Below are 12,789 nucleotides of genomic sequence, written 5' to 3' on the forward strand. Positions count from 1 at the left end.
AATAGTTAGAAAAATACACAACTCAAGCTTTCGTTGCTCTTTTAGCCCTGCTCAGCTTGAGGGTTCCTACGCTCGCGGAATTCTATGTCGCTCCCCATTCGCAACGTTGCGATCATTGCCCACGTTGACCACGGCAAAACAACCTTGGTTGACGCTCTGCTCAAACAATCTGGCATTTTCCGTGAGGGCGAAGACGTTCCGGATTGCGTCATGGACTCCAACGATCTGGAGCGGGAACGGGGCATCACCATTCTTTCCAAAAATACAGCTGTCAAATACAAAGACACACTAATCAATATTGTCGATACGCCCGGTCACGCGGACTTCGGGGGTGAAGTCGAGCGTGTTTTGGGCATGGTGGATGGCTGCATCCTGATTGTGGATGCTAACGAAGGTCCCATGCCCCAGACCCGATTTGTGCTGAAAAAAGCACTCGAAAAAGGGCTGCGACCGATTGTCGTCGTCAACAAAATCGATCGCCCTCGTGCTGAGCCGATGGTTGCTGTCGATAAGGTTCTGGATCTCTTCATCGAACTGGGTGCTGACGACGATCAGTGCGAGTTCCCCTACCTCTTTGCTTCCGGTCTGAGCGGTTTTGCGAAAGAGTCTTTGGAAGATGAAAACAAGGACATGCAGCCGCTGTTCGATGCGATTTTGCGCCATGTTCCACCGCCAATCGGTGACGTCAGCAAGCCGCTGCAACTGCAGGTGACGACCCTCGACTATTCAGACTTCTTGGGTCGGATTGTGATCGGCAAGATCCACAACGGCACGATCAACATGGGTCAGCCGACCGCTTTGCTCAAGGAAGATGGCAGCGTGGTGCGGGGCAAAGTGACCAAGCTTCTGGGCTTTGAGGGTCTGAAGCGGATTGAAATTGAGCAAGCCACCGCTGGCATGATTGTGGCCGTGGCAGGCTTTGCCGATGCCAACATTGGTGAAACCCTGGCTTGTCCGAACGAACCTTTGGCGCTGCCGCTAATCAAGGTTGACGAGCCGACCTTGCAGATGACCTTCTGCGTCAACGACTCACCCTTTGCTGGCAAAGAAGGTAAGTTTGTCACCAGCCGCCAAGTCCGCGATCGCCTGCTGCGTGAGCTGGAAACCAACGTGGCGCTGCGGGTAGAAGAAACGGATTCTCCCGATCGCTTCATGGTCTCGGGTCGGGGTGAACTGCACCTCGGCATCTTGATCGAAACGATGCGTCGCGAAGGCTACGAGTTCCAAGTGTCGCAGCCGCAGGTAATCTTCCGGGAAGTCAACGGTCAGCCGGGCGAACCGTTTGAAACGCTCGTGATGGACGTGCCCGACGACGCGGTCGGTAGCGTGATCGAGCGCTTGGGTACCCGTAAAGCCGAAATGCAGAACATGGAAGCCGTCGGCAATGGCCGTACGATTCTGGAGTTTGTGATTCCGGCGCGGGGTCTGATTGGCTTCCGGGGCGACTTCATCCGCCTCACCCGTGGCGAAGGGATCATGAACCACTCCTTCTTGGAGTACCGTCCCTTCTGTGGTGACCTGGAAATGCGCCGTAATGGGGTGCTGATTGCCTTTGAAGAAGGCACGGCTACCTTCTACGCCCTCAAGAACGCTGAGGATCGCGGTGCTTTCTTCATCGAGCCGGGCACCAAGGTCTACAAAGGCATGATTGTTGGCGAGCACAACCGGCCCCAAGATCTGGAGCTGAACGTTTGTAAAACCAAAGCACTGACTAACCACCGCTCAGCAACGGGCGATGAACTAGTACAGCTGCAAACGCCGATCCAAATGACCCTGGAACGGGCACTGGAATACATCGGTTCTGATGAGCTGTTGGAAGTGACGCCAGAGTCGATCCGTCTGCGGAAGCTACCGGCGAAGAAACTCGCTAAGCGTTAGGGCCTCATCCCCTCTAAATTGACTTGAAAGGGAGCGAGCAGCCGACTATTGTCGGAGCTAGCTCCTTTTTGTTGGCAATTTATGGCGGCCATTCTCGCGGCAGTTACGGCGATCGCTGCGATCGTGCTCTATTTTGTGCGCCGTCATTATCGGATCAAGCTCCAGAGCTTGCTGTTGGCACAACCTGCCAATAGCCGGCAGCTCAAGGAAATCGCGGATCATGTAGCTGGTGAGATTGGCGCGGGCAGTTTGCGTCAATACGTCAAAATGTGGGGCGCGATCGAGGTCGACCAGCCGTTGATTTCGGAATTAAAAGAAGAGCCCTGCGTCTACTACAGCTTTACAGTCAGCCGCGAATACGAAGAGCGTGTCCGCCAAGAAGACAGCGAAGGCAAGGTGACTTGGACGACGGAACGCCGCTCGGAAACAATCAGCCAGAACCGTCGTAGTACCCCTTTTTATCTGCGGGATCAGCATGGCCGGATTCGCGTGGAACCTGAGGCTGCTTCGATTGCGACGATTCCTGTCCTAGATGAATTTCGGCCTGCAAGCTCCACAAACAGTTTGAGTTTTGGCGGCTTTTCGCTCAGTTTGTCGGTCAATGGCGGTACTGGTAAGACCCTGGGCTATCGCTACCGCGAGGAAATTTTGCCCTGCGATCGCTCGATCCTCGTCGTCGGGGCTGCCAGTGATGAAACGGGTGAATTGACGCTCGGCCCCAGTACGGAAGCGCGCCAGCAGTTTTTCATTGCTCTCAAACCTGAGAATGCCGTGTTGCAAGAGGTCAAACAGACGATTCAGTGGGTGACGGTTGGTGGGATCGCCAGTGCCGGTGTCGCAGCTATCAGTGCGATCGCAGCACTCCTCAAGTTGTTCTAATACCTGTTTCGGCAGTCAATCCCATCGCTAAGGAAACACTAGGCTGACGAAACCTGCTCCTGAGAGATCAGCAGCGAGAATGGGAGCACAGCGCTTGTGGGTTGACGGATGGAAACAATCGAGAAACAGCGTTGGCTAGCAGAGAACACTTTATTTTCGGGCTTATCAGAGCGGGCAATCACGGCGATCGCCACTGAACTGACTGAAGTCCCCATCGAAAGCGGTCAACTGTTGATTGATCACGGTACGGTACCAACCGCTTTGTTCATTCTGGTGAGCGGCGAACTCGATCGCCAGAATCCTCAAACAGGGACTTGCGATCGCCTCCTGCCAGGTAGCGTGCTCAATTTGCAAGAGATCCTGCTCCGTCAACCAATCAACCAGCGCGTGACGACTGCTTCCGCTGCCTTGATCTGGCAATTGTCCGCAGATCAACTAAGGGCAATCGCAGCAGACTTCAGTGAACTCGATCGCCACCTCTCTGTCCAATTGGCGGCAGCTCTAGATGCTGTCACTGCTCAGCTACAGTTTGAGCAGGCACGGCTGCGGGAGTTGCAACCCTACGTTGTCCCCAAAATGCGGCGTGGGATTGTCGGGAGTAGTCGCTATGCCCAGCGGCTGCGGCAAGACATTCGCCAGGCAGCAGCGCGCCGCGATCGCCAGCCAGTGTTAATTTTTGGCGAGCCAGGTCTGGGTAAGGACAACATTGCCGCGCTGATCCATTTCGGATCGCGCGATCGCCGTGAGCCCCTGATCAAAATCAACTGCAATACGCTGCAACCCAACGGTGTCGAGCTCTTTGGCCGTGCCAACGAACGGCGAGGGCTGCTGGATTGGGTTGGCAAGGGCACAGTGTTGCTCAACAACGTCCAAGAACTGCCGGCTGATCTGCGATCGCGGGTGATTGAGCTCCTCGCCACAGGCTACTATCGACCGCTGTCGACGCTGCAAGTCCCAGAACCGGAACCTCATCCCTGTCTGGCACGCCTGATTTTGGTGGCAGAAACTAATCCCACTGATTTGGCGCGGCACTGTGCTCAAACCATCAAAGTGCCGCCCCTGCGGATCCGTAAGGCTGATATTGTCGCTAGCGTCAAATACTTCCTCAGTCGCTTTTGCCAAACGCGGCGGCAGCCTCGCCCCAAGCTCACGCCAGAAGCCGAGCGCCAGCTCCAGAACTACGACTATCCCGGCAACATCACCGAGCTGGAAAGCCTGGTGGAGCGGGCTTTGGTACAAAGCGGGCAAGCAGCCGTGCTGACCGAAGATGTCTTTTGGTTTGCCTCGACCAAAGGTGATCGCTTCCGCTGGAATCTACTCAACGCCTATCCTCGCCTGCGGCAACTACTGCGCAGCGATTGGTGGCCAACGCGCATCAACTACGGTCTGATTCTAGGGGTTTACACCGCCGTCGTGGCCCTGCTGTTTTTAGGACCGCAGACACGCGCCGAGAATGTGGGGCTGACGCTGTTTTGGGCGGGCTGGTGGCCGCTGATTCTGCTGGCGTTCCCCTTCGTGGGGCGGCTTTGGTGTGCCTATTGCCCCTTCATGATCTACGGCGAGTTAGTGCAGTGGATATCACTGAAGCTTTGGCCGCGATCGCTTTTACCTTGGCCCCGAGCAGCGGCAGAACGCTGGGGCGGCTGGTTTCTCTTTGGCCTCTTTGCCCTAATTCTGCTCTGGGAAGAGCTCTGGCACCTCGAAGATGTCGCTTGGTTGTCGGCCTGTCTGCTGCTGCTGATTACCGCTGGAGCGATCACGTTTTCACTGCTGTTTGAGCGGCGGTTTTGGTGTCGCTATCTCTGCCCCATTGGAGGGATGAATGGGCTGTTTGCCAAATTAGCGGTGATTGAACTGCGTGCCAAACGCGGCGTCTGCTCGGCCACCTGCAATACCTACCAGTGCTACAAAGGTGGCCCTGAAAAAGGGGAAGGCCAAGAAACGATGGGTTGCCCGGTCTATTCCCATCCAGCTCAGCTGGTGGATAACCGAAACTGCGTCCTCTGCATGACCTGTCTCAAGGCCTGTCCCCATCGCTCTGTGGAACTGAATCTACGACCGCCAGCGATCGAACTCTGGACAACTCATGTGGCAACGCGATCGGAAGCATCGCTTCTATTCCTCTTGCTAGGTGCTGTATTTCTGCACCATCTGCCCCAAATTGCCCAGGTCTTTGGGTTAGGCGATCGCTGGCTGACATCCTTAGGGTTGCATGCCATTTTGGCAACGGCTGTGCTGGGTGCCCCAGGACTACTGGCCTTTTTCAGCGATCGCTTGCTCCACCTGTGGCAACCCCGTCTGAAATCTTTGACAGAACTGGCTTATGGCTACTTGCCCTTGGTGTTGGCAGCAAGCGTGGCTCATTACCTCTGGATGGGTTTGACGGAATTGGGACAAATTCTGCCTCGGACAGCACTCAGCTTTGGCTGGCCCAGCACGGGGCTACTGCAATACAGCGTTGATCCTGCGGTCATTGCCTTTCTGCAAGCGAGCAGCCTGATCTTGGGTCTAGTTGCCACCCTGTTGGTCACGCAAAAAATTGCCCGTCAGCCCTGGCGATCGCTCTTGCCACAACATGGTTTAGCCGTAGGCTTCACCAGCCTGCTCTGGCAATTGATTGTCTAACGAGACTTGACTGTGAGTGTGGCGGGTCTATTTTCCAGGTTGCAGGATTCGATGAACCACGAACAATAAGGACGATCGCATTTTACTCAGAGGCTGACCATGAGTTTCCCTCAACCGCCGAATCCTGAGCAATCATCGAAACCTTATAACCTATTTGAGATGATTTCAGCGTTGCAAATCACCTTAATCGTGATTGCAATTCTCTGGGGAGTGTACCGGCTCTTTTTTGTTGAAGGAGGAGGCTACATGGGTTTTGGAACGCTCATTCTCATCGGGGTTTATTTACCTTCTACGCTACTCCTGATCCCTACCTTTTTCCTGATCAAAAAGAACCGCTACTTTTCTGGGGCGGTCAGAGTCGCTGGCTATTGTTACTATGGCTTGACTGCTGCTTGGGGACTCTTTCTGCTGCGTTTACCCTTGATGTAAATAGCAAAAGTTCACAGCCTGACTGCAGTCAATAGAAGCCAGAAACAGCTAGGAAACGAATGACTCAGAACGACTCTCTAAACTTCCAGCTTTTGTAACTAGTGACTCCGACCCGGTTGCTGACGCACGATCGCCTGTAACTCTTGGCGGAGACGTTGGGCGATTCGCATCATTTCGCGTCCATCCCGTAAGCAGTCATCGTTGTAACCCAGACAGTAACGTTCTAACTCATCCAGCGCATCACTTGTCTGATTCAGGCATTGAAAGAGGAGGCGCGCGATTGCCCCAGCCATAGCTGGTGCAGGTTCCGATTGCAAATAACGTTCTGCCTGCGCTTGGTATTGACGCGATCGCTCAATGTAGGCTTCAAAGGCCGCCATTAACGCATCGTCGTAGGGATCGGCAGCTAAGGCAGTGAGCTCAGCTCGGAAGGGACGCAGAATTTTTCCGATCGCAGCCTGAGCTGGTTCATAAACCCGCTTCAGCCAGCGTTCAACGGCCTCATCCCGATCGCCCTGGCGCCGCCGCTGTTGCCGATAGTGATCTTGGGCTGCCACGGTGCGTTCAGTAGCAGACTGACGGCTACTACCCCGTAACGCATCGTAGCGACGCCGTTCCTCAGCATTACCCAGCACTTCGTAGGCCGCATTGATCGCAATGATGCGCTCATGGCCTGCCTTGGCATTGCGATCGGGATGGTACTGCTTCGCCAACTGTCGATAGGCCAGCTTAATCTCTTGCTGGCTAGCGCTAGGCGACACGCCCAACGTTGCGTAGTGGTCTGACAACTGCCCTATCCGTTACTGCTTGCTGCCACCAATTCCGGTTCTTGGAACAGCGGCGTACTCAGGTAACGCTCGCCAAAGCTGGGCAGAATCACCACGATCAGCTTGTCGGCATTCTCTGGTCGACGGGCAACTTGGACAGCTGCTGCAACGGCAGCCCCACTCGAAATCCCTGACAACAACCCTTCTTCCCGAGCTAAGCGACGACCATAGGCGATCGCGTCATCATCACTGACAGTCACCACTTCATCAATCAGCTTCGTGGCCAGTACTTCGGGCACAAAACCGGCCCCAATGCCCTGAATTTTGTGCGGGCCAGGACGCCCACCCGACAGGACTGGACTATTGACCGGTTCAACCGCGATCGCTTGAAAAGACGGCTTGCGCTGTTTCAAGACCTCAGCAACACCAGTGATCGTTCCACCCGTACCCACACCAGCAATCAAAATATCGACAGTGCCATCGGTATCGGTCCAAATCTCTTCTGCGGTGGTTTCGCGGTGAATCTTGGGATTGGCCGGATTCTTGAATTGCTGCAGCATGTAAGCCTCAGGATGCGAGGCAACAATTTCCTGCGCCCGCTGGATACAACCAGCCATTCCTTCAATGCCAGGTGTCAGCTCCAGCGTGGCACCATAGGCCCGCAGCATTGCTCGCCGCTCAGAACTCATCGTGTCCGGCATCGTTAAAATTAGTCGGTAGCCCCGAGCAGCAGCAGCCATCGCCAAGGCAATGCCAGTATTCCCCGACGTCGGCTCAACCAGAATGGTGCGATCAGGCGAAATCAGCCCCTGCCGCTCTGCTTCCAGAATCATGCTGATGCCAATCCGGTCTTTGACTGAAGCCGAAGGATTGAAGCTCTCCAGCTTCACGACAATTCTGGCCAAGCAATCGTCAGCAGCAGGAATGCGGTTGAGCTGTACCAGAGGAGTCCGACCAATCAGTTCCGTGATGTTTTGAGCAATTCGCATGGCTGAGCAGTTGGCGCGTGAAGATGGCATCCCTACAATCATGACCTACATCGTTGGCAGTAGGCCCATCAGCTGCGATTCTTTAAGTTCGCATGTCAAAGTAACTGTAATCCCAAGTTGAGTCAGCAAAATTGATGACAGATGAGTGCAATCGCGATCGCATCAGTTTGTGTCCGTCATGCCAGCCATGGCTTAAATTTAAGCACCCACGACTCACTGAGCTTTAGCTAGGGTTAATCAAATAGATAGAAGTTATCTAACTCTCGCTAATTTTAGATGTAATACATCAAGTCAGTACTTGCTCGATTTTCACGAATTTCGAGTAGATCCTGCAGGCTATAGCCTGCTAAAACATCCTCAGCCGCTTTGCAAAGCTCATGATTAATATCAACTAGAATCTGGCGTTCAATAGTTACTGACTGTTGATCTGTGCTTTCTATTCGTTGTGGTTCGGCACCATCAATACAGTAGACGACATCTTGCATGGAAATTTGCCAAGGCTCGCGAGCCAGTAAATACCCCCCTCGCGCTCCACGGACGCTGCGGACAATACCGCCCCGTCGGAGTGTTGCTAACAGCTGCTCAAGATAGCGATCGGGGATATTTTGCTTTTCTGCAAGCTGCTTAATTTGTTGTGGCTCACCATTGTTGTGACCTCTGGCTAGCTCAATCAAGGCTAGGAGAGCATACTCACACTTTCCAGACAGCTCCACGCGATTGATCCATACAGCCGTAGCTGATTATACACCCATTCTCCACTGGAGATTGAGGATTTCTGGGTTGCTCATTGTGGCGATCAAAAAAGGCTCCCGCAAAACGAGAGCCGAAAGGGTGAGGAAAGAGTTACACAAGGATTAAGCGATCGCTCAATCCTTGTGCGGGAATTAAGTCCTAGAAACGGAAGACCGTTTTCAGGAATGGAACATAGGTCGTTCCACCATCTTGCTGACCGTTGGTGTTGTTAAACACATAGATCCCAGGGGTGATGGAAATATTATCCGTCACTTGGAATTTGTAGTAGGTTTCAACGCCAAAGGAGCCCGTATCTTCAGCTGAGCGAGTCGATGCACTGCTGACCCACGGTTGTTGACCGGCAGCGACCCCAAACTCGTTGCCATCAGCAAAGAGATTCGGGAAGGTCAAACCAATTGCATAGTTCTGAACGGTTGCATTTTGGTTCGTGCCTTGCTCGTTGACAAAGCCGATGCCATAGCCAGCCGACAGAGTGACAGCATCAGAAATTGCCCAGCCCAAGGTCAGAGCCAAGTTGTTGCTGTTGTAGTTGGTCGCACCAAACGGCTGGAAGGCGTTGGTGGTACCGAAGTCAGTGGCGTAGCGACCGTTACGCAGAGCGTAGGCTAGAGCTGCACGGAACTTGTTGTTGTCCGTGTTGAACTTGACTTGGGCATTAACGTCCCAAGAATTGGTGCCGGTACCTGCTGGAGTGAAAGCGAAGAAGCCACCGCTGTTTGCAGCTGAAACATCAGCCGAGTTGCGGTTGATATAGCCTGCTTGGAAGCTGAAGTTCTTGCTGACTTTCCAGTTGAAGCCAACACCTGCAGTATCGGCGTCACGGGTATCAGCATAGACACCTGCGCCAACGTATTTGAACGCCTTTGTATTCGCAGGGCTGCTGAAGAAGGTTGCGTCGCTCAGACCATAGTCTTGAGGCTGAATGCCTGCCGTACCAACGGTGAAGGAAACGTCACCAACTGGGAACCGGTAGAGCAATTTATCGAGGAAGAAGGTATTAGCGGAGTTAGGAACACCAGGAGAACCAGTACCATCGTAGTCAAGCCGTGAACCCGAGGGGTTGAAGCCAGGCGACAAGCGCTGTTGGATGGTTTCAATGTTGCGAGCCCGTAGGCGGGTCAGCAACAAGTCTTTACCGGTAAAGCTCGTGTTCAGGTTGAGGGTGACACGGTTACCGAAGGAAACAGCCCCATCTTGGTTCCGCTCATTCCCAGCCGAGTTAGCAACGGCATCCAAGCTGAAGATCACTTCACCTTGAAGTTTCGTAGTGGTCGAGAAGCGAGTAGCTTCAAGCTCTTTAACGCGAGCTTCGAGGCTATCGACACGGCCGCGGAGGGTTGCGAGTTCAGCTTGGAATTCTTCAGTCAGTCGCTTGAGGGTATCGAGATCCTCTTTCGAAGCTGCGAATTCAATGACTTTGTCCAAGCAGGCGTTCAAGCCAGCAGCAAACTCATAACGAGTCAGGGCACGGCTGCCACGGTAAGTGCGATCGGGATAACCGACGATGCAACCGTAGCGCTCAACCAAAGATTGCAGTGCTTGATAAGCCCAGTCGGTCGGCTTAACATCGCTCAGTTCACCGATTGAGGTGATTTGGCCTGCCGTAATGCCGTTGGGGGTAACAGCGTCAATTTTTTGGAGTTGGTCGTTGTTCAGACCATTCGCTGATGCTGCGCTTGCAGCTACACCGGCCAATGCCGGAGCGAGCAACAGCGCCGAGAAAAGGCGTTTCATTGATAACCTCACACCATGTAGAGAGAAATGGCTAGACCATCATTCTCGGCTTGTAAATTATCAAATCCTTTTTTAAAAAACTAGTCTTCTAGAACACATCCTGCATAGGGGTTCTGCAAAATCTGCAACAGTCATCTTCAATACAAACCCACAAACCCCCAGCGGACCCACTCAAAAGAGATGGGTGGAACAGCGATACTGCTCCACCCACCGATTTGACTTAACTAACTAGGCGCTTAGCTCTAGAAAGTGAAGACAGTCTTGATCACAGGAACCCAGAAGTCGCCGTTAGCCGTGTCGGGGAATTCCAAACCGCCGCCAGCGTTGGTGATCGCGTACAGAGCAGGAGTGATCGAGATATTGTCGGTCACTTGCAGCTTGTAGTAGATCTCAAAGGCAAAGTTGCCACTGTCTTGGAAAGCAGCACCACGGCTATCGCTGATCACGTAGGGAGCTTGGCCTACAGCGAAGCCAAACTCGTTGCCATCAGCAAACAGGTTCGGGAAGGTGAAGCCCACCGTCCAGGACTGAACCGTGTTGCTGGCGTTGAAGCCGTTGCCGAAGCTGATACCGTAGGAGCCGCTGATGGTGAAGCCATCGGAGACTGCCCAACCCAAGGACAGACCAATGTTGTTGGTGCTGACGAGGTCAGTGCCCGAGTTACCAACACCAAGACCTGCCAAGGCACGCGGCGTACCGAAGTTCACACCACCAAACTGGCTGGGCAGGAAGCTGAGGTCAGTTGCAAGGTCTGGGCCTTTGCGGTAGGCGTAAGCCAATGCACCGATGAAGGTACCGCTGTCGTTTTTGAACGCTAGCTGAGCCGTAGTTTGGGAGTCAGCACCGAAGACACCTGAGGTGGGGTCGCTTTCCAGGTTGCCACCGGTGGTCGGGCCGTTCTGGTTGATGTAGGCCAGACCAAAGTTAAAGTTCTTGCTCAGCTGCCAGTTGAAGCCAGCACCAGCCGAGTTGGTAGTGTCAGCATCACCGTAGATGCCCGGAATCGGGTTGCTGAAGAAGTAGCTGATGTAGGGAGCATAGAAAGAACCAGTCGTCGACAGGATGTCTTCAACTTGCAGGTTCGAGGTCCCGACGGTGAATTTGAGGTCACCCACCGGGAAGGTGTAGAGCAACGTATCGAGGAAGAAGTTCGCGTTGGGAGCGTTGGTTGCGTTGTCGTAGTCCAGCGCAGCAGCAGGGCTGATGATACCCGAGCCAGGGACACCGCCGTTGAAGTCACGCAGACCCGGTGAGGTGATGCTGTTGGAACGCAGGCGCGTTTTCAGCAAGTCTTTACCGGTAAAGCTGGTGTTGAGGTTCAGGCTGACCCGTTGCGAGAAGGAGGTGCCGGTGTCGAGACCGCTAGGACCAAAGGCGCGATCCAAGCTCAGGATGACTTCGCCTTGCAGCTTGGTCGTCGTGGAGAATTGAGTTGCTTCGAGTTCGGTAACACGAGCTTCGAGAGCATCAACACGACCACGGAGGGTTGCCAGCTCAGCTTGGAACTCTTCCATCAGCTTCTTGAGGGTGTCGAGATCCTCTTTCGAAGCTGCGAACTCAATAACTTTGTCCAAGCAGGCATTCAAGCCAGCAGCAAACTCATAACGAGTCAGTGCTCGGCTACCGCGGTAGGTGCGATCGGGATAACCAACGATACAGCCGTAGCGCTCAACCAAGGATTGGAGTGCTTGGTAAGCCCAGTCGGTGGGTTTGACGTCGCTCAGCTGGGTAATCGAAGTGACTTGCGCAGCAGGCAGCTCTTCGTTAGCGATCGCATTGACCTGATTGATCGTTTCGCGGCTCAGGTCGGTCGCTTGGGCTGCACCTGCAAAAGCAACGCCAGCGGCCAATGGGCCAGCCAGCATAACCTTGAACAGATTTTTCATGAACTCAATCCTCACACCAGGAGTTAGAAGCTTGGGATTACTGACAAGGAAATCGCAGAACTTCACGGTTGATTATATGTTGCCTAGTCAACAATGGGAAGGGGCAAGATCGTGCTAGTTCGCAAACTGGTCCTCGTCTACAACTGGCTGATGGTTTCAGCCAAGGCGAAGTCTTTCTCGGTCAATCCTCCTGCATCGTGCGTCGTCAAACGGATGGTGACTCGGTTATAGGAAACCTCTAGGTCGGGGTGGTGTCCTGCCGCTTCTGCAGGTTCCACCAATCGATCCAAGAAGGCGATCGCTTCTGGAAACCCGGCAAAACGGCGATCGCAGACAATCGCTTGTCCATCCAGACGCCACGCCGGTAAGCGCAGTAAGCGAGTTTGAATCTCGGCAGCACTCAACACTGAGTTCATCTCCACGTTTCGAGCCATCGAGGCGCGAGCAACCGAAGCCGGCGGGCTCGCAACAACTGGGGGTAGGGTGCCCGCAATCAGGGTAATGGCTAACACTTTGCAGTAAGACGTCCAGCTGAACACTGATATTGAGAGATTTTGAATCACCATTGCCTTCAAACCTAGCGAGTTGCTCACTCACAACCCGTGTCTTTTGCTACGAAATGAGGCGATCGCAGCTCCTAAAAAACTATCCGCTCCCTGTCAGCTGACAAGGAGCGGTCTAGTCGGGTCTATGACGTCAGAACCTGGCTGCCGGAAGAACACTCCGACTAAAGTCTGGTTCCAGACCTTAAAGATTACTGGGAATCGTGCTCAGAGGACGGTTCCGGCTCACAGCCGGCTTTCTCCAACGATCAGACCCAAGGTTTTACTACATTCCACCATGAGGGCA

10 protein-coding genes are annotated in these 12,789 nt (G+C 53.8%); 4 read left to right on the forward strand and 6 right to left on the reverse strand.

All coding sequences use genetic code 11. The annotated features are described in order from the left end of the window. Nucleotides 1–84 precede the first annotated feature (84 nt). The 4 genes from typA (at nucleotide 85) to DOP62_RS03065 (ending at nucleotide 5,811) form a co-directional block, all read left to right on the forward strand. The gene (gene typA / locus DOP62_RS03050; protein WP_208672715.1) at nucleotides 85–1,878 is read left to right on the forward strand and encodes a translational GTPase TypA; all 1,794 of its coding nucleotides are present in this window, start codon (nucleotides 85–87) and stop codon (nucleotides 1,876–1,878) included. 81 nt (nucleotides 1,879–1,959) lie between these two features. Beyond that, nucleotides 1,960–2,757: an E3 ubiquitin ligase family protein gene (locus DOP62_RS03055; protein ID WP_208672713.1), complete on the forward strand. Its 798-nt coding sequence runs from the start codon at nucleotides 1,960–1,962 to the stop codon at nucleotides 2,755–2,757. Nucleotides 2,758–2,865: 108 nt separating this feature from the next. Then, nucleotides 2,866–5,382: a sigma 54-interacting transcriptional regulator gene (locus DOP62_RS03060; RefSeq protein WP_208672710.1), complete on the forward strand. Its 2,517-nt coding sequence runs from the start codon at nucleotides 2,866–2,868 to the stop codon at nucleotides 5,380–5,382. A gap of 99 nt (nucleotides 5,383–5,481) precedes the next feature. Then, complete coding sequence (locus tag DOP62_RS03065) at nucleotides 5,482–5,811, forward strand: hypothetical protein (protein ID WP_208672707.1); 330 nt, start codon at nucleotides 5,482–5,484, stop codon at nucleotides 5,809–5,811. A 98-nt stretch (nucleotides 5,812–5,909) separates the two neighbouring features. Here DOP62_RS03065 and DOP62_RS03070 read toward each other — a convergent pair whose 3' ends face one another. The 6 genes from DOP62_RS03070 to DOP62_RS03095 all read right to left on the reverse strand — a co-directional run bounded on the left by DOP62_RS03070 (nucleotide 5,910) and on the right by DOP62_RS03095 (nucleotide 12,374). After that, nucleotides 5,910–6,599, reverse strand: coding sequence for a J domain-containing protein (locus DOP62_RS03070; RefSeq protein ID WP_208672703.1), 690 nt, complete (start codon nucleotides 6,597–6,599; stop codon nucleotides 5,910–5,912). 5 nt (nucleotides 6,600–6,604) lie between these two features. Then, entirely contained in the window at nucleotides 6,605–7,567 is a 963-nt protein-coding gene (gene cysK / locus DOP62_RS03075) for a cysteine synthase A (protein WP_208677744.1), read from the reverse strand. A gap of 272 nt (nucleotides 7,568–7,839) precedes the next feature. Further along, nucleotides 7,840–8,280, reverse strand: coding sequence for an RrF2 family transcriptional regulator (locus DOP62_RS03080; protein WP_208672700.1), 441 nt, complete (start codon nucleotides 8,278–8,280; stop codon nucleotides 7,840–7,842). A 178-nt stretch (nucleotides 8,281–8,458) separates the two neighbouring features. Then, the gene (locus tag DOP62_RS03085; protein ID WP_208672698.1) at nucleotides 8,459–10,054 is read right to left on the reverse strand and encodes an iron uptake porin; all 1,596 of its coding nucleotides are present in this window, start codon (nucleotides 10,052–10,054) and stop codon (nucleotides 8,459–8,461) included. A gap of 242 nt (nucleotides 10,055–10,296) precedes the next feature. After that, nucleotides 10,297–11,940, reverse strand: a complete 1,644-nt coding sequence (locus tag DOP62_RS03090) for an iron uptake porin (RefSeq protein ID WP_338430992.1) — start codon at nucleotides 11,938–11,940, stop codon at nucleotides 10,297–10,299. A gap of 137 nt (nucleotides 11,941–12,077) precedes the next feature. Further along, nucleotides 12,078–12,374: a 4a-hydroxytetrahydrobiopterin dehydratase gene (locus DOP62_RS03095; protein ID WP_261789757.1), complete on the reverse strand. Its 297-nt coding sequence runs from the start codon at nucleotides 12,372–12,374 to the stop codon at nucleotides 12,078–12,080. Nucleotides 12,375–12,789: the final 415 nt, after the last annotated feature.

The organism is Synechococcus elongatus PCC 11801 (genome assembly GCF_003846445.2).
In the GTDB taxonomy this organism is placed as follows: domain Bacteria; phylum Cyanobacteriota; class Cyanobacteriia; order Synechococcales; family Synechococcaceae; genus Synechococcus; species Synechococcus elongatus_A.